Below are 26799 nucleotides of genomic sequence, written 5' to 3'. Positions count from 1 at the left end.
CTTTGCAATTATATTGTAATAAAAAAACGACTAAATTGTTAAACTGTTATTTTTTTATATTTATTAATTCAAATTTTCAGTTGACACCCATTATAGCAAGGCTTACAATAAATTCGAAATTGTTTTTTTTGCATATTACCGTTTTTCAATTTGCAGAAAACTCAATATAAAAAAATGGGGGTTCTTAACATGAGAATTAATACAAACATTAATAGCATGCGTACACAAGAGTACATGCGCCAAAACCAAGCTAAAATGAGCAACGCTATGGACCGTTTATCAAGCGGTAAACGTATCAACAACGCTTCTGACGATGCAGCAGGTCTTGCAATCGCAACTCGTATGCGTTCACGTGAAAGTGGTTTAGGAGTTGCTGCTGATAACACACAAAACGGTATGGCATTAGTTCGTACTGCTGATTCAGCAATGAATTCTGTTTCTAATATCTTACTTCGTATGCGTGATATCGCCAACCAATCTGCGAACGGTACGAACACTGATAAAAACCAAGTTGCTCTTCAAAAAGAATTTAGTGAGTTACAAAAACAAATCGATTATATTGCAAGTAATACACAATTTAACGATAAAAATTTACTTGACGGTTCTAATACGTCAATTGATATTCAAACTCTCGACTCTGCCGATAGCACTCGACAAATCGCCATCAAGTTAAGTGATGTTTCTGGAAAAGCACTAGGAATTGATAAATTAAGCATTGGTTCTGATAGAGTTTCTAGAGCTAACTTTGATGCAGTTAGTACTGCAATGGATGCAGTAGGAAAGACTACTACTAACCATGCAAATGATGTAAAAGCTGCTAAAGAAGCTTTTAATTCTATTAAAGATTCTCTAAGCGCTGCTGACGCAAAAAAAATGGATGAAGCTTTTAAAGCTTACGATGAAACAAAAGATGTAGCTACCGCTAACAATATCGGAAAGGCTTTCACATCAATTTCATCAAATATTAAAATTGCTAAAATTACACAAGAAGCCCTTGATACTGCGTCTGTTGCCATCAATGACACAAAAAATGCAACAGAAGGTAATCATGCAAGTTTAGTTAAAAACGCTCAAGAAGCTTTTGATAAAATTAAAGATTCAATGAGTGCTGAAGATGTAAAAACTGTTAAACAAGCTTTTACTGATTATAATACAGCAGTAACTGATAAAAAACCTGCTGCTGATTTACAAGCTGCTGCTAAAAAAATTGAAAAGGCCTTTACAGGTGTCGTTGGTAACATTGAAGTTGCTACTAGCTCTGACGATTCAGCTGCTAATCCTTTAGATGCCATTAAAACGATTGATGCAGCAATTAAATCTATTGCTGATAGCCGTGCAACTCTAGGTGCTACATTAAACCGTCTAGACTTTAACGTAAATAACCTAAAAAGCCAACAATCAGCTATGGCATCTTCTGCTTCTCAAATCGAAGACGCTGACATGGCGAAAGAAATGTCTGAAATGACTAAGTTCAAAATCTTGAACGAAGCTGGTATCAGCATGCTTTCTCAAGCAAACCAAACTCCACAAATGGTTTCTAAACTATTACAATAATCCATTTGAGTTAGTTTCATGAATAAACCTCTCTGCTTGCGGAGAGGTTTATTTGTTGTAAAACCTTCCTTTTTTTGATGGGAGAGAGCATCCGCGTGGCGTAGAAGCGGTCAGTGCCTATCTTTATCCCCTCTCATGTTAAAACACAACTAGAAAATAAGCATAAGTCTCTTTTTCTGTTCATAGCTGTTTATTAGATTAAGAGATACCGACTATATCAATCTATAAGGAGTGTCTATTATGCGTATTGGTACGAATGTTTTAAGTATGAATGCTAGGCAGTCGTTGTATGAGAATGAAAAACGTATGAATGTTGCAATGGAGCATTTGGCGACTGGTAAGAAGTTAAATAACGCTTCTGATAATCCAGCTAATATTGCGATTGTGACTCGTATGCATGCGAGAGCGAGTGGTATGCGCGTGGCGATTCGAAATAATGAGGATGCTATATTGATGTTGCGTACAGCGGAAGCTGCCCTTCAAACTGTGACGAATGTTTTACAGCGTATGCGTGATTTAGCTGTTCAATCTGCAAATGGTACAAATTCCAGTAAAAACCGTGATTCACTAAATAAAGAGTTTCAATCTTTAACAGAACAAATTGGCTATATTGATGAGACAACTGAGTTTAATGATTTATCCGTTTTCGACGGTCAAAATCGGACTGTTACGTTAGATGATATTGGTCATACAGTAAATGTAACGAAACATATTCCCCCTTCTCCTACACAACATGACATCAACATTTCAACAGAACAAGAAGCAAGAGCGGCGATTCGTAAAATTGAAGAAGCTTTACAAAATGTATCACTTCACCGTGCTGACCTCGGGGCTATGATTAACCGACTGCAATTTAATATCGAAAATTTAAATAGTCAAAGTACAGCGTTAACAGATGCTGCTTCTCGAATTGAGGATGCGGATATGGCGCAAGAGATGAGTGATTTTTTAAAGTTTAAATTGTTAACTGAAGTTGCACTTAGTATGGTTTCACAAGCTAATCAAATTCCGCAAATGGTTTCTAAATTGCTGCAATCATAATTGTCATTCCACTCTTTGAAACGATTCCATACAAAAGCAAAAGGGAAATACATATACACTATGTACTTCCCTTTTATTTTGTACCCAATACTTCTATGGTGCTACCGTCATAACTTGTCCTCTACGGTCGATCCTTATTTTCATTTTTCCGTCTTGTGCGTTATATAAACCTAGCTTATTTAATTCTATTTTGCATTCTTGTACGAAGGTTGGTAATTTACGAATTTGATTGACATCGGAACTTTTAATGAAATTAGTTAAATGTTGCGTCATATCTTTCACATCTTGCAGAAGTTCTTCTTTTTCTCGTTTTAATCGTTCATTTTCCGATCGTAGCGCTCGCAATTCACTCTCCAGACTACTTCTATTCGACTCTTCTTTGAAATGCCCTGCAGCCATGTTAGAAAGCTTATAAATCCCTTCCATAAACTGATGCAGTTCATCTTCTTTTCTTTCACTATGTTGACTAATTGTCTCAAAGTTATCAACGATACCAGATATAACTGTTACGAGGCTTTTTTCACTCTCTTTATGCTGGATTTCCTCTTTTAATACTTGATTGTTTTCTTTTTTCATTTCAACGATTGTTTCTTTTACAGGTGTATATTTTCGTTTTCGTCCAGGTTTTTGTTTTTCAATATTTTCAAACGGTATTTCACGTTTTTTTAATTTGTAATACGTATTTTGTAACTGACTTTCTGTTTTCGGGAAAAGATTTAGTTCGTTTTTACTAACATACTTTGAAATATTAATAATGTTTAAACCGTGACGTTGGCAAAATTGATACACTTCATACAGTAACTCTAGTTCAGACTTGAGCCATGTGATCGTTGATTTTTCATATGCTCGTATTCCGCCATGTTTTTCTATATCTATTTGAAATAATACCATTCTATTATATAAATCAACTAGTTCTTCATACTTTACTTGGAATTGTTTTTCTATTTTTTTAAATTCCGCTTCTAGTTGCATATCGTTCATTTTATTATTTGACATGTTTTGTAAGAGACTTAATACATTAATTGCTGTGTGGTGATACATAATCTGTGCCACTCCCCCTCATCCTTTCACAATTCTCATCTGACTCCCATGTCTTTTTAGAAAATAGAAATTTTTTCATATCCATATTATAACATTTCAAAATTGTCTGTCAAATAATAAACATACAAAAATGTATAGAAAGTATAGAAATAGAAAAAGATTTTTTCATTCATATGCATAATTGCATATGAATCACTTTTAATTATATTATATGGTATTTAGAATGTAATTTCACCGAAAAAATTTGCGTTATCACGAAAAATTACTAAAATAATCCAAGAATATATTTTTATATTTTCAAATCAAAAATCTTTAAATAAAGATTGTTTATTCATACAACCACAAATACTCCAACAATGTTCCATCTTTCCACCTATACAGAGTATAAAACACTAAAAAGGAACTAACCAATACTACACATGGTTAGTTCCCTTCTCCCACTAAAAGACTAGATTTATAAATAGAATCTACAAACCTTCAATTGAAATCTCACATCGCATGGGGCTCTATTAAGCACTGATCGCTCCACACATGGCTAGTTCCTCTATTCCAGCTAAAAAAGCTTTTAAAGCACTAACTTATCTACTAAACCGATTAACTCTTGAATATCTGGCTTACTTACTTGTGCATTTGCCCCTACCGCTTCGCCTTTATGGAATAATTCATTTGTAATTAAGGAAGAGAAAATAACGACTGGTAAACGATTCATGATTTCACTATCTTTAATTACTTTCGTTAAATGGTGTCCATCCATTTTCGGCATTTCAATATCCGTAATTAACATGTGAATATGTTCAAACATTTTTTCTCCTTGCTCTTTCGCTAGCTTTTCAATTTGCGCTAACGCTTCTGCACCATTGCTAAAGAAGTTCATTTTCGTATATCCAGCTGATGATAATGTTTCTTCTAATATTTGACGAAGCATTGCTGAATCTTCCGCAATATAAATAATTTTTTCACCGCGATCTGTTTTTTGTTCTAATTTTGAAAGTGATTTATTATCATAACCAGTACCGCTAATTTCACATACAATTTTCTCGTAATCTAATAGTAAGATGATTTTTCCATCTAGTTTTACAATACCAGATGTCGTTTCTTCTAATCCCATAGATAATGAAGCTGGTTCATCAATTTGCTCCCAAGAAATACGTTGAATACGATGCACTTCATCCACGCGGAAAATAACTTTCATTTGGTTTAATTCTGAAATGATAAATTTCGTTTGATCAAGTGGCTTTGTCGATTTTAAATTAAGAGCTGTCGCTAAGTTAATAACTGGTAAAATTTCACCGCGTACTTGAACAACACCTTCAACTGCATGATGAGATTCTGGCACAGTTGTAACAGGGAATGGATTAATGATTTCACGTACTTTCATTACATTAATACTAAATAGGTTTTCACCAACAGTATATGTAACAATCTCTAATTCATTTGTTCCGCTTTCTAATAAAATACTTTGTGCTTGTGACATAAAGGTGTCGCTCCCCTTTCATTATTTCCGTATATCTAATTATTAAGCTTTATTAAAACGAAAAAGTCAACTACCTATATAAAAAATATAGATAGTCGAACGATTCATTTCTTTATTTAAACAAGCGATTAATCTTTTATAAACGAAGCAAGGGCCTCTAGTAACACTTCTTGTGCTCCTACAATTTCTGTCGGCATCGCTTCCCATTTTTTTGAAAGCTTTGCTTCGACTCTTATTCTTAACTCGGTATTCATTACTTCTAGCACATATTCTTTCGTTGCTATATCAACATCCAGTAGCGCAAGTGCATATAGTTCCGGATCATTTATTTTTGCAAATAAACGTTTTAATACTGCCGGTGCTATATGTTTTAATTTTTCAATATGAATCTCTTTATCTGAAAATAGTAACTCATATTGAATAAACGTAACATTTTCTTTCATCACTTTAAAATAGCAATTATTTTTTTTATCATTTACAAAATAACCATTCGGATCAGCAATAATACCCTCTACTTTACGAATTAAATCTGGCAAACTACTCGCCGTCATTACAGTCCGCTGCTCAACCTCACTCGGCGAAATGAATGTAACGCGATACTTATTCTGCGCCATCCTCCTCACCTCTCCTTTTATAAAAATCTATCATCATTAACGATCCAAAAGGTACTGGTCTACCATGAAATGATTATCTTTTCCCAAAACCACCCAGTACCTCTCATATCTCTGGTCTTACAACTACGTACAGATTATAGCTGTTATCTACACTTCGTTTATCTCTTCTTCGGCTACCCTAGTAACTCTCCATATCTCTGGTCTTACACACCGGTCGAGACACTATTAGGCACTGACCGCCACCACACATCGCCAGGTCCTCTCTCAAAACCTAAAAAAAGAGCTTTTAAAATCTTTTAAGATCTTTTCAGTAACTCGATATTATTAAACCAAAACGCGATTTGCTGATCCGTTATTCCTGATAACGTAACAAAAAACTCACGGCACTTCATCTCATCCTTAAACAGTTGATACTTCCACTCGCCTTCACTACCAACACTTACGAAATAAAACTCGTGAATACGGCCAATGATTGCTTGTTTTTCACCAAATGAGTACGGAGGTACTTGCTTAATTTCAAATTGATCTGGTAAATATACATGCTCTTCTCGTTCCATTTTTAACACTTGCTCGGCAAGTTCACGTTTATTTTCGAAAAAAGGCAATTGTAAAATTCGCTCTTGTCTTGTCATACGAGTAAAAAACCCTTTCTACTACATTACAATTTTTCTTTATTATATATTATCGAATTAAGTTTACAACTTCATTTAATACTTCATCTGAAATTTTAATTACTTTCGCATTCCCTTGGAAACCGCGTTGGTATAACATTAAATCAACGAATTCTACAGATAAATCTACGTTTGCGCCTTCTTGCGCACTACCACGTACTTTCCCTGCACCATTTTGACCAGATACGCCAAGTGCTAAAATACCAGTTGTATTTGTCGCTGTAAAGTTACCATTACCGGTTTTCATTAAGCCACCTTCATTCGGGAACATACCAATAGCTAATTGACCTGCCGCTTTCATACTTCCATCAGAATACTTTACCATCACATATCCACCATCAGCAATAAAGCAATCTTTCACAGTGGCCGCTGGTCTACCATCTACATTTGTTACTGCTAATGTTTTCTCTGTCGGGTGGTTTGTTAATTTACTAAAGTCTATTTTTACTGTTCCATTATTAAATGGTATATTCGCTTCAGGGTTTACCGGATCTGGCTTCCCTACCTCATTGAATTTTACATTACCACCTGCGCCTTGAACCTCTGTAAACTCTGTTTCTTTCTTCGATTCGTTACGCATCTTTACTGTATATTTGTAATTATGTTCACCATCTTGTGTAAACTCTACGCGCATTGTCCATGTATTACCGGCATCATCGTATGCAGGCAATTCTTGCGTAATTTGTTTTGCATCAGCTGGAATGTTTCCTCCAACGATTCCTTGTGACGTTCGAATACCACCGATTGCTGATCCCATTGGAATTTGCAATGGTCCCGGAATACCAGATAAATCAACATTACCAGTTGATGGATCAGCTGGATAAGCAAATACATATTGACCTTCTGTATTCGTAATATAATAATCTGAAGATATTGTAAATGTCCCTTTACGTGTAAATTCCATATTTCCGCCTTTTGAATCACCTACAACGAAGAAACCATTACCTTCCAATGCTGCTTGTGTTTTACCACCAGTTAACGTAATTGTACCATCGGTATAATCCGTCACCGTTCCGCTCATTTTCACACCGTTACCGATACTTTTTGGGTTCGTCCCTGCGTATCTATCGTCACCTTTTGCACCAACTGAATTGTTGTACAGTAAATCATCAAACATCGCTTTTTGTTTTTTATAACCTACTGTTTGTGCATTCGCAATATTATTTGAAGTTACACTTAATGCATTTTGTGTTGCATTCATCCCTGAAATACTTGTATATAATGCTTTAATCATAACGTATGAACACTCCCTTATGAATTTGTTGTTTTTACTTCTTCAGTTACTTTCTGGTCGTCTTTCTTTACATCTTCTAGATTCGTTTCTCCAATCGGTTTATCAGACACTCTCTCAACAAAGCGAAGAGAGACAACTTTATTATCAATTACGAGCTGTACATCGTTATTTTCTGCAAGGCGAACTGTCTCTACTTGACCAGTTACTTTTTTACCGTCACCGTCAATACCTCTTACGTACTTCCCTAAAAACTTCATCCCACCATCAAGCGCTGTTGAATACATCGTTGATTGCAGTTTATCTACCGCTTTCGTCATATTCTGTACTTGTTCCATAAGAGATAATTGTGCTGTCTGATTCATCATTTGATTCATATCCATCGCATTAAATGGATCTTGGTGCTGGAAACTCGATAAAAACAATTTCAGAAAATCATCTTTTCCCATTACTCCAGGAGTTTTTTGTTCTCCTGCTGATACTCCATTCATTTGCTCTACTGCCGGTTGTGCACCGTTAACAGGTGCGTTCCTATTCTGCGCTCCTGCTTGCAACGGAATATGATTTGTACTCGTTGTATTTAATCCAACTGTTGGCACGCTTTATTCCTCCAATAATCCCGCAAATTCTTTTGATTCTTGTTTCTCATGTTTCGTACTTGCTAATTGCTGCTTTTGCCTTTGCTCTTGTTCTCGCTGTTCTTTACGATTTTCATCTTTATCTGAATAGCTAATTTGAATATTAATTTCTTTTTCTTTTAACTTCAGTCTCAATTCATCAAAAATGATTTCAACACGTTTCTTCGCATCGTGTTTTTCCATTTCCACATGAACATCAATTTGATCTCCATGTTTTTTCATAAACACTGTCAATGTACCAAGTTTTTCTGGATTTAACTGGAATAAAACACGCTCTTGTTTCACTACAAACTTTTGCAAGGCTTCTACTTGTGCTTCCATTTTCTTTCCTAAGTCAGGCAATGCAACTTTCTCAGCGCCACTATTTGATTTCCCTATGTGATCGGTACTTATCGCTTTATTTAATAACTCTGCACCGGCAGAATTCGAATCGTTGAATACATCACCTTCTGGCAACTCTAACTTAACATCTTCGCTCTCAGCTTTCGGAAGATCTCCCTCTAAGTCTTTGGACTCTTCCTGTTGCTTTGCAATATTACAAGCTTCTTTTTCTACAACGTTCAATATTTGCATCATTTGCTCTGGCATCTTCACTTTGTCTAATGCCATTTGCATTGTATCTTCTAAACATATAGCATTTTTAATATTCATATTAGAAATGAGTTCTTGTAATTGTTGTAATTCACCTGCGGGTAATTCGTTAAGTTTTATATTTCCATATTCTTTATATAGCTCTTGTATTTTTTGTATGTATTGATATAACAATTCTGGCTGCACACGTAATTGCTCAATTGCAACCATTTGCTCAGATACAGCTAACAATAACTGTTCTGTCTCTTTTTTTTCTTCTTTCTTTACATTAGGCTCTTCTTTCGTTGCCGATTTTTTAGAAAGAATGTTTTCTTTTCTATCCCCTGGTGCATTTTCTTGCTTTGTTTTCTCCGTTTTCGGCTGCTTTTTGTTTTCCATTCCCATCGCACGATCGAATGAAGAATCTTCACTTTTAGATTGTACTTCTAGCCCTTTTTCTTTTTGCGGAGGTAAACTTTGTTGCACCGGTAATACAGACTGTATCACTACATTCACCTCATCCATTCATACACATTTTCAAATCAAGAAGCATTTTTTCTTCCTGCTTTTCTCGTAGTTTCGCAAGCTTTCTACAATCTTCTTGATACATCTCATCAATGACACGTTCTTTTTCTTTTACTTGTTCTAAAAGGCTTTCATTTTTTCGAATAAAATCCTCTGTTTTTTTAATTTTCCGATTCCATTCTTCTATTCTTTCAGGTGAAAACGTATGTGACGAAAGCATGCCAGCCATTATACGTTGCCCAGCTTGTACAACTTTACTACGCGATTTTACAACATATAAATCATATTCTTTTTTTTGTTCTATTTTTCTTTTTTCAGCTGTTAATTCATACACTTCTTTCAAAATCTGTTCTTTTTCTTGATTTATTTGCAATTTTATCGTGTCGTACTGCTGCTTATCCACCTGTTTTCATAGCCCCTTCCTATTATAACGTTCTTTTTTTCTATTATATAGTTTTTTTCCAAAAAAATCTGTGAAATATTAAAAAACAAAAAAATAAGACCTGCGAAGCGCAAGGTCTTATACTATATGGTGCATTGCTTCAACAATATCGTTAAATTGGAAACTATCAGATCGACCTTGTTTTAAAAACGTATTTATACCTTCTACTTTATTTTTACATTCAAAAATATAAGCATTTTCTGTATTTTCTTGAATCGTTCCTAATTTGAAATACAATTCATTTTCTTTATAAATAGATAAAATTTTTCGCATTTCATTTGCCAGTTGCCAATGAGTTGGCGACACGATTTCTTCCATAATCCGACTTACTGAGTCTAGCACTGAAATAGCAGGATAATGACTGAGCGTTGCAAGTTCACGTTTTAATACAATATGTCCATCTAAAATACCACGTGCTAAATCCGGTACAGGACCGTTTAAATCGTCTCCATCAACGAGTACAGTATAAATACCTGTTATAGACCCCTTTTGCGTTTTCCCAGATCGCTCTAACAGCTTCTTCATATAACTTTCCATTAAAAGTGTTTTACCACCAATCGGTAACTCTTTAACAGCAATATCAACACTTCTACGCGCATCTGCAAAACGAGTAACAGAGTCCATCATAAGTAGTACGTTATTGCCTTCGTCTCGGAAGTATTCCGCAATAGATGTCGCAAGCTTAGCAGCGCGAAGTTGCATAAGGTGACTTTCATCTGACGTCGCTACAACAACGACGCTTTTCCTCATACCTTCCTCGCCTAATTCTTTTCGAATAAAATCTTTTACTTCCCGGCCACGTTCTCCTACTAAACTAATAACGTTAATATCCGCTTTTGCGTTTTTTGCAATCATTCCAAGTAAAGTAGATTTACCAACACCTGACCCAGCAAAAATACCAATCTTTTGACCGATACCTATTGTTAACATAGAATCAATTGATTTTATTCCCGTTTCAAATACTTCAGTAATCTCTTCACGTTCAAATGCATGAATCGGCGGAGCATCTAATTTTATTTTTTGTAATGGAATGTTTTCAGCATTCTCATTTAACACTTCACCATTTGCACTTAACACTTTTCCAAGTAAATGATTGCCACGAGGTACAGCAACATCTTCTGCAATTAATGTAACTGAATCTCCGTAACATACTTTTTCTGTTTGTTCAAATGGAAGTAACATATTGTTTTCTTTCTCAATCGCAATTACTTCACATAAAACATTATGTTCCCCAACGAAGCAAACATCTCCAATTTTTGCTTTCGGTCCTTTCGCTACGAAAAACTGTTCTTGTACACTATGAACTTTACCGACTTTCGTATAGAACGGCGTTTCAATAAACGTATTCCATTTACTATGTTCGATTATGAGCTGGTTGTTCATACATTTTGCTCCTCAAATAATTTCTCTTCTTCCCATTTTTGACGAAGTTTCGCAAATATAGGTGCAAATTTAAATTCAAAGAACTCTTTCTCTTCTTCCAGAACAAATTCACCAAACTGTAAGGAAAAATCATATTTCCATTCTACTAATTGTAGTAGCCAATACTCTTTCGTATTTTCCTTCTCTTCTTGAATACGTTCAAATGTTTCTGGATGTACTGTAATGACTAGTTTTTCAAACGAAGTAGGCAATGTTTGAACAATGCCAGTTAAAATAGGTAATACATCAAGTAATCGCGAATCTACTGCTTGGTTCACAATTTTTTCTGCTAGTTGGAAAGATTGATCCCATAATAATTCTGTCCATTCGTATGCTGTTTCTTGTTGCTCTTTTTGAAACTGCAAACGTGCAGATTCTATCTGTTCCATTTGCTGCTGAACATGCATTTGAAATTGTTCCTTATCTTGCAATAGCTGTTGACGCTCTCGTTCTAACACTTGCTGCTCTTGCCTTAGCTGATTTAGTTCAACATGTAACGATTGTTGTTGCGCAAGAAGTTCTTCATGATCTACTTGTATTTCTTCTTCTACGTGAACTGGTATTGGTTTTGGAAATTGTAATTCATACGTTTCTTCAGAAAAAGAAACAGAATTCTTCGGAATTCTGTTTTTAAATAAGGACATCATCTTCACCTCTTTGAACGATAATTCTTCCTTCTTTCTCTAACTTTTTCACCGTACCTGTAATCATTTGCTGCGCTTTCTCAGCATCTGTCATCTTAAGTGGTCCTAAGCCATCTAATTCTTCCAGAATCATCTCTTTACGGTTTGAAGACATACATGTAAATAATTTCTCTTTAATTTCTTCTTTTGCAATTTTAAGCGCTTTTGCAATAACACCGTTATCTGTAATTTCCTCTAACACACGGCGAAGCGCAAGATCTTCAAGACCAAGTAAGTCTTCAAAGACAAACATATTTTCTTTAATTCTCTCAGATAACTCATAATCAACTTCATCGAGCTTTTGAAAGACTGTTTTTTCAACGCCTCGTGAAACGTTATTTAAAATGTTCACGATTGTTTTCAAGCCATCTGTTTTATTAATTGCACTAAACGCCATATTATTTAATTTCGCTTTTAATAGCTCACCAATTTGATTAATGAGTTCACCGTCAACTTGTTCTAGTTTCGCAATACCCATTACCGTTTCTACTCGCTTATGATCTGGCAATCTCTCAATTAATTGAGAAGCAAGTTGCGGTTTAATGTAAGAAGCGATAATTGCAATTGTTTGTGGTGATTCATCATTAAGCACTGTAAGAAGTGGCTCTAAATCTGTAAGTGAATTTAAGAATTCAAATGGATTATCTTTGTTGTACCAAAGGTCTTCCAATAATTTTTCAAGCTCGTCTTCTGGCATATTTTTAAATATGCGACGAATGTACTCTTTATCTGGAGTGACTAAGTTCAATTCTTTTACATTTAGTTCATATAAGAACTCCCCTAGCACATTCTCTAACGTTTCTGGTTTATATACACGAAACTTCGCGATTTCACGAAGCAACACTTCTTTTTCCTCAGCCGTCATATATTCAATGACTTTTGCTGCCACCTCTTCATCTAATGTACGAATGAGGATGGCAGCTTTTTCTTTGGAGGAGATTTCATCTAACATCGTTGTTCCTCCCTTACTGTCCGTTTAACCATTTTTTAATTACTTTTGCAGTACCTTCTACATGTTCTTTCGTAGCATCCTGCACTTGTTCATCTAACGTTGGTTCTTTCGGTGGTTCTGGCTCAGGTTTTGGCTCTGGTACTATTTTCTCTTCCGGAATTTCCATAATACTTTCACTACTTGCAGCAACTTCCTCTTCTGCTAAGTATTCTTCATATTCCTCTTCTTCTTTCTTTCTCTTACGTCTAGCTAAGAAGAACCATATTAGACCAAAGAGCGCTAATAAGCCACCTGTAATACCACCGATTAACCACCAGTTTATACCACTTTCTTCTGGTTCTTTCTTCTTCTCTTCTTTCGGCTGATCAAACTGAACAGTTACAACGTTAACTTGACCATTTGTAAAGTTCCCATTTGGATCAGCTTGAAGTCCAGCTGCTGTACCAATCGCTTCTTTGAAAGTCGTCATATCAATTCTTCGTTTTACTAACGTATCATTATCCACCCATACAACAACATTTGTTTTCGTTAACTCTGGGTGTTTCTTAATCGTTTCAACTGTTTTATCTATTTCATAGTTTTCGATTTTGTTACCGTTTTTATTATCGTAGACGATTTTGCCATTTTGATTATTGTTCGTACCGTAGTTCGGCACTTCGCCGTTCGCTGTAATACCAGCACCTTGCTTCGTATCTGCACCTTCTTGCGCAGTAGAGCTTTCCTCTTGCTCTTGTTTACTACGAAGCACACCTTTATCGCCATATTTTTCAGACTGACGTGTAACTTCATCGTAGTTTACAGATACTTTCGTATTTACTTTATATTCATTTGGTTTAAACATCGTCATTAATGTTGCATCGATATCTTGCTTTAATTTACCTTCAATTTGGTGTTGCATCTCTACTTCTTTCTCATAAGAAGAGGAACTAGTAGAATGTGCTTCATCTGCCCCTTTTGAGATAACACCTTTTTTGCTATCAATAACACTTACTTCTTCTGCTTTTACACCAGGAACTGCTGCACTGATCATTTGCTGTACACCCGCAACTTGATCAGCCGTTAATAGTTGACCACGCTTTACACCAACCGTAATTGCGGCTGTTCCTTTTGCTTTTTCTTCATCAAAAATTGTTTCTTTTTCAGGTAATGTAATTTGAACATTTGCCGTTTCAACTGTCGCAAAGTTTCTTACAATGTCTTGCTCTAATTGCTTTTTCGTACCGACAATTTGCTTCATTTTTTTATCTTGCTCACTTGAACCGAGCGAGCTTTCTAATAAAATTTCCTCACCGCTTTTTGAGTTAAACGGTAAGCCTATTCCATTCATTTCTTTTCGAACCCATGGAGCATCATTTTTTTGCACACGAATCGAACCATCGGTTGCTAATTGGTAATCGACACCTAGCTTCGATAATTCTGCTGTAATCTCTTGCTTGTCTGCATCATTTAAATTTTGATATACAACAACATATTTATCTGGCAAGGTGAAGTATAAAAGTGCTCCTGTTACAATTGCTAAAAGCGCAGCACCAATGACTAACTTATGCCACGTTTTTAACGATTGGAAAACATTTTTTAACTTTTCCATTTAAACACACCCGTCCATTTTCCTAAATTTGCATATTAATTAGTGACTTATAATTTTCAATAAGATTATCACGTACAAGAGCAGCCGTTTTCATTTGAGACTCAGCTTTCTTTTGCTGAATTAAAACGTCATGTGTTTCTCCTACTCCTTTTGTTAATAAATCATATACAGCTGTTTGCGCATTGTTTTGTGTTTGATTCATATCTTCCAATAAATCGATAAACTTCTTCCCCTCGACTACAGATGTTTGTGTATTTTTCGGTGCACCAATTGACTGAATCGCGCCAAATGGCTGTGTATGTAACATTGGTTGGATTTTCATCTTCCCATATTCCCCCTTTATCCTCGGCCGATTTCTAAATCTTTATCCAGCATTTTTTTATTCGCATTTAATACACTTGTATTTGCTTCGTACATTTTTTGAGCAACCATTACATTCGTCATTTCAGCAGTCACATCAACATTCGGATACCGCACATATCCTTCTTCATTTGCATGCGGATGTGTCGGATCATACACTAAGTTTTCAGTTTTGTCTGCCTCAATACTTTTTATTTTCACCCCGTTAGTCGGCGCACTGTCTAACATATTCGCAAAACTATTATTTGATTCAAGCACTACACTACGGCGCTCATACAAATTTGCCCCCGGAGCTGCCGTTGTATTGGCATTTACAATATTATTTGAAGTAACTTCCATCCATTTTCTCGCTGTTGTTAGCCCTGATCCACTTGCATTAATTGCCTGAAACATCGTTGTCTCTCCTTCTACTATTAACGTCCGCGAGCTGCTTGGTTAATTGCATATTGTGTATTAATTGCGTTAATTGAAATCCCATACAATTGGTTTGCTTTCATTAAATCTAGCATTTCTGTCGTTACATCCACACTATTTCCATCTTTATTCGTTTGCATTGACTTCGTTTGAATCTTTGCATATGTATTTTTCGCATTTACTGTCGGTAAGTGCATTTCATTCGTTTGATATAAATCTGCATTAGTTTTTAAATCCGCAGTATTACTCTTATATAATGCACTACTTTTATTCATTTGCTCAGCAAATGTAACGTCTTGTGCTTTATAGCCAGGTGTATTCGCATTTGCAATATTACTAGAAACAGTATTTCGTTTCGTCACTAAATAATTCATATAATGGCTTACATCAGTCACTAAATCTGGCATACTCCACACCCTTCCTTTTTAACTTATCATTTTGGCATAATAATCCACTGATGGAAGTTTCACTTCATTATTTAATTTCTTATATGTATTTATTAAAATATTAACTATTATGTACCCTTACATATTTTATTCCATTTTTACATTGTTGTCTTTAGAAAAATACAAAAATATAAAAAAGAATACAAAAAAGCTGTATACGCGTAGTAATCTATATATTATTTGAACATATTTACAACTAGCTGTAGATTATTTTTACATTATTTAGATTACTTCTATTTTTTACAGTCATAAAATGAAACCTCAATCAGCGGAACTCTTTATTTACATGAAGGAATGGACCCCCTTGTAATAAGGGGGATCCGTTTCCACACTTTATAATTAATATTTACCGTAAAATGAATTGGCTTTCATTCGCCCATCATTTGTCATAATCATTTCTTCCAAAATCTTTTGCTTATCTCGAATATGCTGTGCTGCCTTAATAATAAATGGACTTACTTCTGCCGCAACTTGTGCGCGCGTTTCTTCATCCAATGTCATCATCCAGCGATTTAACATCGCGCTCTTCTCAGCAAACTCTTCATCTGACACTTGCAATTCACCGATTTCATTAAAACAGCCGACAAATGCTCGATAAATATCATTGTTCATTTTCAAGCGCTCCGCGATAACCGTCTATTAAATCTTGTAACACTTTCACAATCGCATCAATATCTTTCGCTTCACGTGTTACTTTCATCGTTTGAATTTGAACACTTATCCAATCATATAAACCATAAAGACTATCATATAAATCTTTCGTAATCTCAGGGTTTAATTGAAGCTTTAATTCTTCAAAAATACGTTCTAACTTCTCAAGAAGCGCATCTCCCTCTTGTAGTTTAAAAGTATGTAAAAGCTCTTCTAAATTACGAAACTCTACAATGCATCTTTCATAAATAAAAATTGTATTTTTAATCGGATTACTCGTCATAATATCATTTTGCATATAACGTTGCCATGCTTGCATACGATCACTTCCTCAACTTTCATTAATCATCACTTTTTTGTTTTGTCATTGCTTTAATTGTTTTTAATTGGCTATCTAGCGCCGCTAATGTACTTTCTAGTTTTTGATACTTCTTCACAATTTCATCTTGTTTTTGCAAGTTTTGTGCTTCAATATCTTTAATCTTTTTATCTAAATCACTTACACGTGAATCAATACTTTTTACTCGTTCTCCTACTACACCTTTATCACCAAATAATTTTTCAAGTGGTTCTTCCATCATTTTCCCTAATCCGTTAGAACTAAAGAAAAATTGCTTCGCTGCATCCGGCTTCTCTTTTAACGCTTTCGTTAATGCTTCATCATTAACTTCCATCGTTCCATCTTGCTTTAATTGAATACCAAATGAGAATAAGTAATTACCATCTTGAGAAAATGTTACGACGCTATTCATCGCTTGGCGTACACTTTGCATAATAGCTTGACCTTGGAACGCCCCGCCTTTACCAGCAAAGATATCTACTGTAGAAACAGCTTTATTATAATCCGCAACCATTTTTTTAATAACATTTGATGCGTCTGTTACGTTTGAGTCACTTACTGTAAACTTCAGCTCTATCCCTTTTGCTTGTGCCTCTGTTGTCTTTGGATCAACCTCTGTACTTTCTCCGTCCGGATTTTCTACTGGCTTTTCCTCTACTTTTTGCTCAGTTACTTTTAATAATTCAATTTTCACACCTGGAAGGGCTTCAACTGTATTGGTGGAGCTGCTACCTGTAATACCATTAATCGTATATTCAGCATTTTGCGCTTCATTGATTATATGGATCGCTGCACCCTTCTCATTAGCTAACCCTATATCTTGAAAAAATTTAGATGTGTTCCCCTCAAAATTAATTACTCCATCTTTTCCTTCTTTTTTTGAGGTCATAAAAATTTTATTTCCAAGTGTGTAAGCTGATACACCATAATCTCCATCATTGATTTTATTAATTAAATCCTTATATGTCATATCAGATGTTATTTTTAGTTCTTTATCACCTAGTTTTAATGTTTCATCTCTATTAAGCTTTGCATCTATATCTTTAATTTCATCAGAAGCTATTTGATGGCGCTGCGCAAGCTGTGTAATCTTCATATTAAAAGTTCCCGCAATAGCTCCACCATCAGCTTTGACATTAATATAACCGTCTTGTGATGTTGTTACCTTTTTCTCATTCCCTTTAAAAGCCGCTAAATTTTTAAATGTTTGCGTGAAAGAACTGAATTCCGATTTTAAACTTGTATATAAAAGTTTATCTTGTGAAAGGCTATTCTTTTCAGTTGTATACGGTGTTTTTCTCATATCTAACGCATTCATTTCTAATTCAACGAAGTTAGAAGTATCGATCATGTTATTTCCGAGATTCCAAATCTGTTGTCTACCGCCAATACCTGTTATCGTTCCTGCCATATTTCTCACTCCTTATTCTTTACATGTAGTCTAAAATACTCGTTTTACTCATCGTACTAACTGCTTTAAGCGTCGCTTCATACGTCGCGTTAATATACGCCAAGTCAGAAATTGCTACCGCTAAATCAACATCTTCAATTTCTTTACGATTTTCTTGAAGTGCTAGATTTTGCTCGCTTAAAATTGTCTTAAACGTCTCTACAGTGTTCATCGTTGCTCCCACTTCTGTTGTACGGTTAATAACACTATCCAAGTTTTTCTTATTTTCCGTTAAAATCGGTTGCAACGCCTTTTGATCACCGCTTTGCATCGCATCTTTCATCTTTACTAACGTTTGAATAACAGGAGTTAGTAAGTTCTCGCCATTACGAAAAGCTTTAATTTCATAACCGTCATTTAGCTTCCACATTACATCTTTTTCGCCACCTTGGTATGTCCCATCATCCGCAAATGGAGGTTTCTCTGCACTATTTCCACCAAAAAGATAACGACCTTGCTCTTTCGTATTCGCTAAATATACCACTTGTTTTAAAATTTGATCGATTTCGGCACCGATTGCCTTTAATTCTTTTTCACCATTTGGTCCATTTAATGCTTGTATTGTTAATTGATCCGCTCTCGTTAAAGATTTCACAATACCTGACAATGTATTTTCCGTCTGACTTAACACATTTTTTGAATCCGCTATATCCTTTTGCATTTGTTCAATATTCGCCAACGAATGTTGAATTGCAAATGATTTACTTGCTGCAAGTGGATCTTCACTCATAAGAAGATTTTTCTTCCCTGAAGTTACTTGATTTCGATGATATTGCTGTTGGGCATTCAAATCCATTAACTGGTTCTTTGCCCAGTTTGCATTTTGAAATGTAGATACTCTCATTTCTATCTCCTCCTTTATCTATTGAAAATTGATTGGAAGGTGAAACCGGAACTATTTCCGGCTTTCCTCCATTCTTATTTATTCGGCAACCGCCCTGTATCTCTGGTCTCACACCGATAGGTCCTCTATTAAGCACTGACCGCTTCTACACTCTGCTGGCCCTCTCTTCAAACATAAAAGAAAAAGCTTTTGTTTTTACCTCTCATTATCTAATAATTGAAAACAGACTATCAAACACTTCATTCATTGTAGTAATAGCTTTAGAATTCGCAACGAAGTATTTTTGGAAGGCCATTAAATTAACCATTTCTTCTTCCATATTCACGCCTTCGATACTCATCTTTTCTTGCTGAATACCTTCTAATAAGTCTCCATGAATTTTTTGATAACCGTTCACTTCACTTTTATCAGATGCTACCTTCACTATGAATTGGTCTAATGCTTTTTTATATGAAAGACCATCTTTATAATCTTCATCTGTAATTCCTGCCAATTTATTTGCAGTTTCAGCAGATATTTTCATTTTCGAAAAATCATTCGCAAATTCTGGATTTAATTTCAACTCTTTCGCATAATCTCCAACGAAGAAGTCTTTTCCCATCACTGTATTTACTTGATTTTTCACTGAACCCATTAACTCTTCAAGATTTTTCTTATAACTAGCAATCTGCCCTTTCGTATCGATTGCAGATTTTATTGCCCCACTAGTTAAAGGAATTTCCGAACCGTAAATTTCAACAGACATAGGTTCTTTCGTTTTATTTAATTGCAATGGATATGTATCTTGTCCATTCACTGTTAAAACGCCATTCATTCTAACACTTGCGATATTAGGATTCATAGATTCATAAGATACTTCTATATTGGCATACTTAGACATTTCTGTAACGATACGGTCACGTTCGTCTAAAAGTTGATTTGGCACTTGTGTACCAGCTTGCCCAATTTTTTGATTCGCTTCTGCTAAACTGTCAGCAAGACGATTAAATTCATTGACATGCGCTTCAATATCTTCTGTCGTCTGCGCTTCTACTGAATCTAAATTTTTCGCAAGTTTATTTACCTGACTTGTAAACTTCCCAGTTTCAGAAATTAGCGTATCATAATAGTTTGATTGATCTGGATTTTTTGCAACTTCTCGAAAAGCATTAAAGAATCCATCCATTAAACTAGATAGTGAGTTTTTGCCTGTCGTTCCTACCATAGACTCTACTCGTGATAAAACCGAGTTCTTATAATTATAGTAAGAGAGCTGAGATAATTGATCGTTAAACTGTTTCGTCTTCACTTCATCTGTAATTCGATCAACACCTAACGTTTGTACACCATAACCAATTCTCTGTTCTGGTGTATGACCATTGCTCGCTCCAACAGATCCGTAATTCACCATTTGGCGCACATAGCCAGGTGTATGAATGTTTGATAAGTTTTGTCTCGTCGTTTGTAATCCCATTTGGGCCGCTAACATACCCGATAACGGGGTATTGTAATCAGATAATCTCATAATGCTTCACTTCCCCTTTACAATAGTTCATTCATAAAGATTTGCGAATTATTGTTTCGTTCTAAGTTATATTCAGAAACTGAATCCACAATACTTTCTGTAGTTTTTAATAGTACGTTTAAGTAATATTGATTTTTCAAAAGAAGCATTTTTACATTTTCTTCTAATCCAATTAAGTTTTTTTGTAATTTTTCCATTTTCTCAATTTCTTCTTGAGAAAAATACGAAAATAACGCACTTACGCGAAATGATTCCACTCCCTGTTCTTTACAAAACTGAACAACCATTTCTTCAAATGATCTCGATAATTGTTTTAAACCTTCAATGTACTGCAATTGCTCTACTTGTAACTTTTGAACTGCATTTACATTTTTATTTTTTAAATTCTCATATATTTGTTCTCCAAGCGTTTGAATGTTTTCATATGCTTTTTGAATAATAACGAGCTTTTCATATAATTGTATATACATATAGCTTCCTTCCCTTTTACAAGACTAAATTTACAATTAAACCGTGGATTTCTCCAATTTGATTTAACATTTCTAAATGTCCCGTTTTTGTATTAATTAAGTTCATAACATCTTCTAACTCATTCAATCCCATTTCCGCCTGCTTTACAATCGTCATTTTCTGTGAATAGCCATAACGCGGATGACGAGACATGACATCTTTATATTGCAATACATTATCAACGTAAAAATTCAAAAATGATTTTACTGTATTTTTGTATTCCATTACGTTATCAAGTGTTAATTCCATTTCAATTTTTTCTTTAATTTCTCCAATATTATCAACAAACGCTTCCATTTGTTCTAACAACTTATCTTTTTTCGGATCTGCATGCAAATTATCCGAAAATGCAAGTCCAGTCCTGACATTTGCTTCTTTCGGCATTTGAGTAGCAGGCGGTATATGCGATAAGATTGGATTATGCGAGATTGAACGTAGCATATATATCACCTATTTATTTTTTTATTTCTTCCAAAAGTTAATCGTAAAATCTAGTTATTTATAATTATACTCTGAACACTAATATTTTGCAGTTATTTTTTATAGAAGATATGTTACAATTTAGCATGAGGTGGCACAATTCTATGAATATTTTTCTTTGTGGTTCAAATCAATTAACAGCATTAGATCAAGAAGAAATTAAAAAATTTTTAACTGACTATGCTCACAAACATAAAATTTACATATTATGTTATAAATCTATTGAAAATGAGGTACTTCGTTTTTTCGTTGAAAACGAAAGGCTCGCTCAAAATTTATGCCTTTACACGCTCCAACCGTTACAAGCAGTAACAGATGAATTCCAAGAAATCGTAGATTATTTAAAATCACACGGAGCCGAGTATGTTGCTTTTGATCATCCTTCCGACTCTATTTATCGATCTGATTATATGTTTTTTGTGAAACAAATTATTGAAGATACCGATTTAGTTCTCTGTTTTTATAACGGAGACAAACATACATCTGTCATTCCCGTTGACATTGCAAAAGAAGCTGGGATTGATGCTGTCATTTATGATTTACCAGGTTTACATGAAAAACAAATGAAAAAAAGCTTTGAACAAAAAATTCGTATGATGTAAAGGGGGCGGCACAATATCGTTATTGTGCCCATTGTAAATATGATAATTGAACAAGATTATGATCATTTTATCACGAGTTTTAAACAACAATTCAATATGGATATCGCTTCGTATAAACAAGATAGGATGCGCCGTAGAATCGATGCTTTCATTTCAAGAAAAGGTTTTGAAAACTACACTACATTTTTAAGTACTTTACGTGTTGATCAAAACTTATTTTTAAGTTTTATTGACTATATTACAATTAACGTTTCAGAGTTTTTTAGAAATAAAGAACGTTGGCAAACGTTAGAATCGAAAGCACTGCCAAAATTACTCGAACAAAATAACGGAAAATTAAAAGTATGGAGTGCCGCTTGCGCTGCTGGTGAAGAACCATATACACTCTCTTTAATTTTATCGAAACATCTCTCTCCATTTCGCTATGAAATACTAGCAACGGATCTTGATTTTCATATTTTAGAGAGTGCAAAACGTGGTCAATATACGGAACGTTCTTTGAAAGAATTACCTAGCGATTTGAAAGAACGTCATTTCACAAAAGAAGATGATATATATTCATTACATCAAAATATTAAACAACACGTCACGTTTAAACAGCATGACCTATTAATGCAATCGTTCGATACAAATTACGATTTAATTGTTTGTCGTAATGTAATGATCTATTTCACAGAAGAAGCAAGAGTCAAGCTGTATGAAAAGTTTAGCCGTTCTTTAAGAAAAGGCGGTGTGCTATTTGTCGGTAGCACAGAGCAAATTTTAACACCTGAACGATTCAATCTTCAACGTTTTGATACGTTCTTTTATGAAAAAATATAGAAAAAAGCAGGATTATTGCACCCTGCTTTTTTTGTATTTATTTACTAAAATCATAACAAAGAATTGCGTGATTCCGTTCATTTTTTATATAACTCGAATTAAAATAATACAAGCAACCCATATAAAGAGAAAAAGAAACGTCATAGACCATTTATGTTCTTGCACCGTTTGTTTCAATGCCTGTGATAATTGTGTCATATTCATTTCTGCAAGTGCTCTCCATACACTTGCATCCCGCTCTTTAGCTGTGCGATCCGTGACGCTAATTAAAATGGTTTCGTTAGACAATTTCGTGATATACGCAGTAATAACCGTTATCATTAAATTTATATTTCCTTCTGACGAGTCACTCTCCACGCTAGAGAGGAGTGCACTTACATCTAATAACGGAATGTGTACCTTTCTACCAAATGATAGTTGTACTTCAGCGAAATCATACGTTCCATCTAATAAAGGCAGTTCTTTTATATGCGCCTGTTTCACAAGCCCTTGTAAGCTTCTCATTACTTGTTCAAATATTTTATCTGTTTGCTTTCCTTCTCCAGATAATGTATGTAACTTTTTAAAGAGTTGTAATACTGTATCCATCTCTTTAGAAAGCATTTCCTTCATAACCTTTCCATCACCTAAACTCGCAAGTAAAATCCCTATTTCGTTATTTTTCGAAATAATTTTAGACTGTCCAGTAAACACTAGATTGCTATACTTTCGTTCTTTCTGGATTTCATGTTCTGAAATAGCTGCAGGCTGTTTTAATGGTTGTAGCGTCTTATTTTCAATTGTCGTACGTTTAATTTCCATTTAAGCGCCTCCACTATGATGAAATTAATTAGCCCCATTCTTTATTGCTCTTTAAAACTAAAAATAGTACGAATAAACCTGACATAATAGCAAATACATTAGAAGCTTGTATTCCATGGTCACTTTTAGTTTCTTTCTTATCTTCTGGCTCTTCTTTTTTTTCTTTCTTCTTCAAAATGACTTGATTGTTATTATCTTTATCTTTTTGAGCCTTCGTATTATTTACTTCCTTGTTGTCTGTGAGAGGCTCTTTTATAACATAAGTAATTTTTTCTTTCTCTTTCAATGGTTCTTTTATAAGGTCGTTTACTTTCTCTTCTTTTTTCGGAATTTGAACAACTGGCTGTTTTTCTTCCTGAAGCGGGATTTCTACTTTCGTGTCTTCCTGCTTCTCAGTTTCTTTCTTATCTTCTAGTTTATTTTCTAGTTTATCTTCTTTCTCTTGTTCTTCTGTCTTTTTATCCTCTTCTGTTTTTTGTTCCAAAACAGAAACGACATACTCACTTTCTTCAACGAGTTTATTTCCAGCCGCATCTACTACCTCTACAAGTAGCTCGTATGTCCCATTTGGCAATGCATCCGTTATTTCAAATACTTTTTGCCATTCCATGTCGCGCTTATTGTAATCTAATAAAAATGTAATCTCTTTATTTTCTTTTCCTTTTAATGTAACACGAACTTCTTTCACAACCGATTCCACGTCTGCCGCCTTCACTCTTACACGTATAGAATCGCCTCGTTTTCGTTCGATTACATTCTCCTTCGCCTCGTCAATCGTGACTTTATGCAACTTCGGCATCTCTTTATCTATTGTTGGCGTTTCATTATTTATACGAATAAGTGGGACTTTCACTTCATTTTCTATCAGCTCTTCTTTCTCATTTTCTTTAAAACTTTGAATAAGCTGAAGGTTCCAATCACCTTGCAAATCAAAAATCCCGACCTTATAGTTAGCAATCCATCGCTTCGTCTCTTCTTCATAGTCAAAAGGTATCATTCTTTCTTGCTCATACAGATTACTGTTTTTTGGCAAACGCAACATACCTTTTATACTTTGAATATTTGTCTCTTTTGGCTCTACAATAATCCGTATTTCTTCGCCAACTTTTAATTCTCGCTTATTTATTGTAATAATCCCTTGATCCGTCTCTATCTTTTTTTCGGTTTCTTGCTCATTCTTTACTTCTTGTTGTTCCTCTTTATCTTGCTTCATTTCCACTTGTTCTGGCTGTTCTTGAACTTCCTTATTCTCTTCTTGTACATCCACTTCATTTATATTTTGTTCTGGCACATTTTGCTCTTCCGCCTGACTTTGCAGTGGGAAGAGCAAGCACACATGTATGCATAGCCAGCAAATTAGAAAAAACTTTACGCTTTTCATCTACTATTTCAACGCCTTATAGTGATTTTGTCACTTTTACTCCGAAAAATCCATCTACATTTACAAGTTCACCATACGCCACCAATACATCATTTACATAAATTCGAATTGGTTCATCAATATCTTCATCTAATACAACGGCTTCATTTTCTTGTAAACTTAATATATCTTGAATCGTTTTCACTGTACTTCCAAATACAAATTTCACATTCATTTCTACATTTTGTAGAATAGATGTATCCATATACACTGGCTCAATTTGTTTCACTTCTTTAAATTCAATAGGTTGTACAACAGGTTCTACAACCTCTTCTTCCATTTCTTCCTCAGCAATCTCTTCTTCTGCTTCCACCATTGGATATAGCAGTCGTCTTACCATTTCTTTCGCTTCTGAAATCGGTAAAATTTGATACATTTTCGATTGAAGCAAGTCGCCAATTTCAAGGTTGAACGTAATTTGAACAAGTTCATCCACTTCCATTGACTCTCCCAAATATTCCATTTCTTCTTTTAACGTGACAAATTTGACGTCTGGCGGCGTCATGTCCATCTTCTCTTTAAACATTTCTGACATCGCTGTTGCCGCATGCCCCATCATTTGGTTCATGATTTCTTTAATACCGCTCAGCTCTAATTCACTAAGCTCTTTCTCTGGATCAATCTCCCCTGTTCCCATCATCATTAAATCTACCATTGTCAAAGCAACATCTTTCGTAAATACGAATACGTTCTCATTCTTTAAACCTTCAACAAAATCGACATTTAAAATCACAAAGGGAACCGGTACACCGTCATAATGACGCACATTAATCGCTTCTACATTGGGTGTACTAATCGTAACCGGCTGATTTAAAAGCGTTGATAATACCGTTGAGGCTGAACCGATGGAAATGTTGGCAATTTCCCCAAGTACATCTTTCTCCTCTTGCGTTAACTGCTCTTTTTCAACATGTTCTTCTACAATCTCAGCTTCCGCTACTTCTGCTGGCTCGTCTTGCTCTTCTACGCCACCAGATAATTGTAGTAATTTATTTATCATTTGTTTCGCATGTTCAACTGAAACAATTTGTACAAGTTTAGAGTTTACAAGATTATCTATTTTAAGGTCAAACGACACTTTCACAATCGTGTTATTTCCAGTTATTCCAGAGATTTTCTCCATCTCTTCTAATAACTTTACAACTTTAATTGTCGGCGGTGACATGTCTACTGTATCTTGGAAGAATTCCGACATAGACGTCGCTGCGAATCCCATCATCTGGTTCATCGCTTCTTGTACAGCACTTAGCTCTAATTCGCCAAGTTCTTTTCCCTCTTCCACTTCACCTGTCCCCATCATCATTAAATCAGCAATAGATAAAGCAACATCTTGCTGAAGGACAAGTAGATTTTCCATATCTAATCCTTTTGTAAAATGAATATTTAATACAACATGAGGAACCTCAACATCACTTGTATCATATAAATCCACTAACTCTACATGAGGAGCAGTTATACTTACTTGCCTATTTAAAATCGTTGATAATACTGTCGAAGCAGAGCCAAATGATATATTTGCAATTTCGCCAAGAATATCACATTCTTGAGGCTTTAAAAGCTCCTTTTCTTTTTCTAGCACAATTGTGCTCGTATCCCCTTTTGTGTGTTGCTCAGGCATTTTCCCTGCCTCCTCATTTTTGTTTTTCTATTAAATGAATACACTCATTACATTTTAACAAATTTATTACGTAAATCGTGAACATGTATTT

General features: G+C 34.9%; 29 protein-coding genes. 4 read left to right on the top strand and 25 right to left on the bottom strand.

All coding sequences use genetic code 11. The features are described from left to right. Positions 1–189 precede the first annotated feature (189 nt). Positions 190–1554 (top strand): flagellin N-terminal helical domain-containing protein, encoded by a 1365-nt coding sequence (locus tag ACTFR9_RS01040; protein WP_229136559.1) that lies wholly within the window; start codon positions 190–192, stop codon positions 1552–1554. 240 nt (positions 1555–1794) lie between these two features. Beyond that, positions 1795–2595 carry a flagellin N-terminal helical domain-containing protein gene (locus ACTFR9_RS01035; protein WP_229136557.1) on the top strand — a complete coding sequence of 267 codons (801 nt, stop codon included), beginning with the start codon at positions 1795–1797 and terminating at the stop codon, positions 2593–2595. Between the two features lie 93 nt (positions 2596–2688). Here ACTFR9_RS01035 and ACTFR9_RS01030 read toward each other — a convergent pair whose 3' ends face one another. From ACTFR9_RS01030 to ACTFR9_RS00925, 22 genes are all read right to left on the bottom strand, one after another. Beyond that, complete coding sequence (locus tag ACTFR9_RS01030; protein WP_229136577.1) at positions 2689–3636, bottom strand: DNA-binding domain-containing protein; 948 nt, start codon at positions 3634–3636, stop codon at positions 2689–2691. Positions 3637–4201: 565 nt separating this feature from the next. After that, positions 4202–5110 (bottom strand): chemotaxis protein, encoded by a 909-nt coding sequence (locus tag ACTFR9_RS01025; protein WP_000075952.1) that lies wholly within the window; start codon positions 5108–5110, stop codon positions 4202–4204. 128 nt (positions 5111–5238) lie between these two features. Further along, a complete protein-coding gene (locus tag ACTFR9_RS01020) occupies positions 5239–5724 on the bottom strand; it encodes a hypothetical protein (protein WP_000068331.1) in 486 nt (161 codons plus the stop codon). Positions 5725–6020: 296 nt separating this feature from the next. Beyond that, positions 6021–6356, bottom strand: coding sequence for a DUF3964 family protein (locus ACTFR9_RS01015; RefSeq protein WP_000198182.1), 336 nt, complete (start codon positions 6354–6356; stop codon positions 6021–6023). Positions 6357–6405: 49 nt separating this feature from the next. Then, positions 6406–7629, bottom strand: a complete 1224-nt coding sequence (locus tag ACTFR9_RS01010) for a flagellar hook protein FlgE (RefSeq protein ID WP_000588290.1) — start codon at positions 7627–7629, stop codon at positions 6406–6408. A 17-nt stretch (positions 7630–7646) separates the two neighbouring features. After that, the gene (locus ACTFR9_RS01005; protein ID WP_229136555.1) at positions 7647–8225 is read right to left on the bottom strand and encodes a flagellar hook assembly protein FlgD; all 579 of its coding nucleotides are present in this window, start codon (positions 8223–8225) and stop codon (positions 7647–7649) included. A 3-nt stretch (positions 8226–8228) separates the two neighbouring features. Next, a complete protein-coding gene (locus ACTFR9_RS01000; protein ID WP_229136554.1) occupies positions 8229–9341 on the bottom strand; it encodes a flagellar hook-length control protein FliK in 1113 nt (370 codons plus the stop codon). Positions 9342–9351: 10 nt separating this feature from the next. Beyond that, complete coding sequence (locus ACTFR9_RS00995; protein WP_193635125.1) at positions 9352–9762, bottom strand: cytoplasmic protein; 411 nt, start codon at positions 9760–9762, stop codon at positions 9352–9354. 117 nt (positions 9763–9879) lie between these two features. Continuing rightward, the gene (fliI, locus tag ACTFR9_RS00990; protein WP_229136551.1) at positions 9880–11184 is read right to left on the bottom strand and encodes a flagellar protein export ATPase FliI; all 1305 of its coding nucleotides are present in this window, start codon (positions 11182–11184) and stop codon (positions 9880–9882) included. Further along, the gene (locus ACTFR9_RS00985) at positions 11181–11867 is read right to left on the bottom strand and encodes a FliH/SctL family protein (RefSeq protein WP_074532053.1); all 687 of its coding nucleotides are present in this window, start codon (positions 11865–11867) and stop codon (positions 11181–11183) included. Before ACTFR9_RS00985 ends, fliI begins: the two co-directional genes overlap by 4 nt. Beyond that, positions 11854–12858: a flagellar motor switch protein FliG gene (gene fliG, locus ACTFR9_RS00980; protein WP_000883350.1), complete on the bottom strand. Its 1005-nt coding sequence runs from the start codon at positions 12856–12858 to the stop codon at positions 11854–11856. Before fliG ends, ACTFR9_RS00985 begins: the two co-directional genes overlap by 14 nt. 13 nt (positions 12859–12871) lie before the next feature. Beyond that, positions 12872–14446: a flagellar M-ring protein FliF gene (locus ACTFR9_RS00975; protein WP_229136549.1), complete on the bottom strand. Its 1575-nt coding sequence runs from the start codon at positions 14444–14446 to the stop codon at positions 12872–12874. Positions 14447–14468: 22 nt separating this feature from the next. After that, a complete protein-coding gene (fliE, locus tag ACTFR9_RS00970; protein WP_000701666.1) occupies positions 14469–14768 on the bottom strand; it encodes a flagellar hook-basal body complex protein FliE in 300 nt (99 codons plus the stop codon). A 17-nt stretch (positions 14769–14785) separates the two neighbouring features. Continuing rightward, positions 14786–15199 (bottom strand): flagellar basal body rod protein FlgC, encoded by a 414-nt coding sequence (flgC, locus tag ACTFR9_RS00965; protein WP_000484684.1) that lies wholly within the window; start codon positions 15197–15199, stop codon positions 14786–14788. 20 nt (positions 15200–15219) lie between these two features. Next, positions 15220–15627 carry a flagellar basal body rod protein FlgB gene (flgB, locus tag ACTFR9_RS00960; protein ID WP_001113120.1) on the bottom strand — a complete coding sequence of 136 codons (408 nt, stop codon included), beginning with the start codon at positions 15625–15627 and terminating at the stop codon, positions 15220–15222. 378 nt (positions 15628–16005) lie between these two features. Further along, positions 16006–16278: a hypothetical protein gene (locus ACTFR9_RS00955; RefSeq protein WP_001058066.1), complete on the bottom strand. Its 273-nt coding sequence runs from the start codon at positions 16276–16278 to the stop codon at positions 16006–16008. Continuing rightward, entirely contained in the window at positions 16268–16636 is a 369-nt protein-coding gene (locus ACTFR9_RS00950) for a flagellar export chaperone FliS (protein ID WP_001149522.1), read from the bottom strand. The genes ACTFR9_RS00955 and ACTFR9_RS00950 overlap by 11 nt, the downstream gene beginning before the upstream one ends. A 22-nt stretch (positions 16637–16658) precedes the next feature. Next, complete coding sequence (locus ACTFR9_RS00945) at positions 16659–18068, bottom strand: flagellar hook-associated protein 2 (RefSeq protein ID WP_000929230.1); 1410 nt, start codon at positions 18066–18068, stop codon at positions 16659–16661. Positions 18069–18087: 19 nt separating this feature from the next. Then, positions 18088–18951 (bottom strand): flagellar hook-associated protein 3, encoded by an 864-nt coding sequence (locus ACTFR9_RS00940; RefSeq protein WP_001266392.1) that lies wholly within the window; start codon positions 18949–18951, stop codon positions 18088–18090. Positions 18952–19156: 205 nt separating this feature from the next. Next, a complete protein-coding gene (gene flgK / locus ACTFR9_RS00935) occupies positions 19157–20455 on the bottom strand; it encodes a flagellar hook-associated protein FlgK (RefSeq protein ID WP_001239726.1) in 1299 nt (432 codons plus the stop codon). Positions 20456–20472: 17 nt separating this feature from the next. Then, entirely contained in the window at positions 20473–20925 is a 453-nt protein-coding gene (locus ACTFR9_RS00930; protein WP_000275907.1) for a hypothetical protein, read from the bottom strand. Positions 20926–20941: 16 nt separating this feature from the next. Then, entirely contained in the window at positions 20942–21406 is a 465-nt protein-coding gene (locus tag ACTFR9_RS00925) for a YaaR family protein (RefSeq protein WP_000946323.1), read from the bottom strand. Positions 21407–21549: 143 nt separating this feature from the next. On the opposite strand from ACTFR9_RS00925, the gene ACTFR9_RS00920 reads away from it, so the two are divergent. Together ACTFR9_RS00920 and ACTFR9_RS00915 are read left to right on the top strand one after the other, a co-directional pair. Further along, complete coding sequence (locus ACTFR9_RS00920; RefSeq protein ID WP_001020115.1) at positions 21550–22047, top strand: flagellar motor switch protein FliG; 498 nt, start codon at positions 21550–21552, stop codon at positions 22045–22047. A 39-nt stretch (positions 22048–22086) separates the two neighbouring features. Further along, positions 22087–22869 carry a CheR family methyltransferase gene (locus ACTFR9_RS00915; protein WP_000582906.1) on the top strand — a complete coding sequence of 261 codons (783 nt, stop codon included), beginning with the start codon at positions 22087–22089 and terminating at the stop codon, positions 22867–22869. Positions 22870–22953: 84 nt separating this feature from the next. On the opposite strand, the gene ACTFR9_RS00910 is transcribed toward ACTFR9_RS00915, so the two are convergent. The 3 genes from ACTFR9_RS00910 to ACTFR9_RS00900 are packed head-to-tail and all read right to left on the bottom strand — an operon-like array spanning position 22954 to position 26708. Continuing rightward, positions 22954–23670, bottom strand: coding sequence for a hypothetical protein (locus tag ACTFR9_RS00910; protein ID WP_193635124.1), 717 nt, complete (start codon positions 23668–23670; stop codon positions 22954–22956). Between the two features lie 28 nt (positions 23671–23698). Then, positions 23699–25051 (bottom strand): transglycosylase, encoded by a 1353-nt coding sequence (locus ACTFR9_RS00905; protein WP_193635123.1) that lies wholly within the window; start codon positions 25049–25051, stop codon positions 23699–23701. Between the two features lie 16 nt (positions 25052–25067). Continuing rightward, entirely contained in the window at positions 25068–26708 is a 1641-nt protein-coding gene (locus ACTFR9_RS00900; protein ID WP_001114991.1) for a flagellar motor switch protein, read from the bottom strand. Between the last annotated feature and the right edge of the window lie 91 nt (positions 26709–26799).

Origin of the sequence: Bacillus cereus group sp. MYBK222-1 (genome assembly GCF_051916425.1) — a bacterium.
GTDB lineage: Bacteria > Bacillota > Bacilli > Bacillales > Bacillaceae_G > Bacillus_A > Bacillus_A paranthracis.
This window is presented reverse-complemented; position numbering and strand designations above follow the sequence as displayed.

What these genes read in the sequence shown, in the direction of transcription:
- ACTFR9_RS01040 (WP_229136559.1), top strand. Translation starts at nt 190, where the DNA reads ATGAGAATTAATACAAACATTAATAGCATGCGTACACAAGAGTACATG.
- ACTFR9_RS01035 (WP_229136557.1), top strand. Translation starts at nt 1,795, where the DNA reads ATGCGTATTGGTACGAATGTTTTAAGTATGAATGCTAGGCAGTCGTTG.
- ACTFR9_RS01030 (WP_229136577.1), bottom strand. Translation starts at nt 3,636, where the DNA reads ATGTATCACCACACAGCAATTAATGTATTAAGTCTCTTACAAAACATG.
- ACTFR9_RS01025 (WP_000075952.1), bottom strand. Translation starts at nt 5,110, where the DNA reads ATGTCACAAGCACAAAGTATTTTATTAGAAAGCGGAACAAATGAATTA.
- ACTFR9_RS01020 (WP_000068331.1), bottom strand. Translation starts at nt 5,724, where the DNA reads ATGGCGCAGAATAAGTATCGCGTTACATTCATTTCGCCGAGTGAGGTT.
- ACTFR9_RS01015 (WP_000198182.1), bottom strand. Translation starts at nt 6,356, where the DNA reads ATGACAAGACAAGAGCGAATTTTACAATTGCCTTTTTTCGAAAATAAA.
- ACTFR9_RS01010 (WP_000588290.1), bottom strand. Translation starts at nt 7,629, where the DNA reads ATGATTAAAGCATTATATACAAGTATTTCAGGGATGAATGCAACACAA.
- fliI (WP_229136551.1), bottom strand. Translation starts at nt 11,184, where the DNA reads ATGAACAACCAGCTCATAATCGAACATAGTAAATGGAATACGTTTATT.
- ACTFR9_RS00985 (WP_074532053.1), bottom strand. Translation starts at nt 11,867, where the DNA reads ATGTCCTTATTTAAAAACAGAATTCCGAAGAATTCTGTTTCTTTTTCT.
- fliG (WP_000883350.1), bottom strand. Translation starts at nt 12,858, where the DNA reads ATGTTAGATGAAATCTCCTCCAAAGAAAAAGCTGCCATCCTCATTCGT.
- ACTFR9_RS00975 (WP_229136549.1), bottom strand. Translation starts at nt 14,446, where the DNA reads ATGGAAAAGTTAAAAAATGTTTTCCAATCGTTAAAAACGTGGCATAAG.
- fliE (WP_000701666.1), bottom strand. Translation starts at nt 14,768, where the DNA reads ATGAAAATCCAACCAATGTTACATACACAGCCATTTGGCGCGATTCAG.
- flgC (WP_000484684.1), bottom strand. Translation starts at nt 15,199, where the DNA reads ATGTTTCAGGCAATTAATGCAAGTGGATCAGGGCTAACAACAGCGAGA.
- flgB (WP_001113120.1), bottom strand. Translation starts at nt 15,627, where the DNA reads ATGCCAGATTTAGTGACTGATGTAAGCCATTATATGAATTATTTAGTG.
- ACTFR9_RS00955 (WP_001058066.1), bottom strand. Translation starts at nt 16,278, where the DNA reads ATGAACAATGATATTTATCGAGCATTTGTCGGCTGTTTTAATGAAATC.
- ACTFR9_RS00950 (WP_001149522.1), bottom strand. Translation starts at nt 16,636, where the DNA reads ATGCAAGCATGGCAACGTTATATGCAAAATGATATTATGACGAGTAAT.
- ACTFR9_RS00945 (WP_000929230.1), bottom strand. Translation starts at nt 18,068, where the DNA reads ATGGCAGGAACGATAACAGGTATTGGCGGTAGACAACAGATTTGGAAT.
- ACTFR9_RS00940 (WP_001266392.1), bottom strand. Translation starts at nt 18,951, where the DNA reads ATGAGAGTATCTACATTTCAAAATGCAAACTGGGCAAAGAACCAGTTA.
- flgK (WP_001239726.1), bottom strand. Translation starts at nt 20,455, where the DNA reads ATGAGATTATCTGATTACAATACCCCGTTATCGGGTATGTTAGCGGCC.
- ACTFR9_RS00930 (WP_000275907.1), bottom strand. Translation starts at nt 20,925, where the DNA reads ATGTATATACAATTATATGAAAAGCTCGTTATTATTCAAAAAGCATAT.
- ACTFR9_RS00925 (WP_000946323.1), bottom strand. Translation starts at nt 21,406, where the DNA reads ATGCTACGTTCAATCTCGCATAATCCAATCTTATCGCATATACCGCCT.
- ACTFR9_RS00920 (WP_001020115.1), top strand. Translation starts at nt 21,550, where the DNA reads ATGAATATTTTTCTTTGTGGTTCAAATCAATTAACAGCATTAGATCAA.
- ACTFR9_RS00915 (WP_000582906.1), top strand. Translation starts at nt 22,087, where the DNA reads ATGATAATTGAACAAGATTATGATCATTTTATCACGAGTTTTAAACAA.
- ACTFR9_RS00910 (WP_193635124.1), bottom strand. Translation starts at nt 23,670, where the DNA reads ATGGAAATTAAACGTACGACAATTGAAAATAAGACGCTACAACCATTA.
- ACTFR9_RS00905 (WP_193635123.1), bottom strand. Translation starts at nt 25,051, where the DNA reads ATGAAAAGCGTAAAGTTTTTTCTAATTTGCTGGCTATGCATACATGTG.
- ACTFR9_RS00900 (WP_001114991.1), bottom strand. Translation starts at nt 26,708, where the DNA reads ATGCCTGAGCAACACACAAAAGGGGATACGAGCACAATTGTGCTAGAA.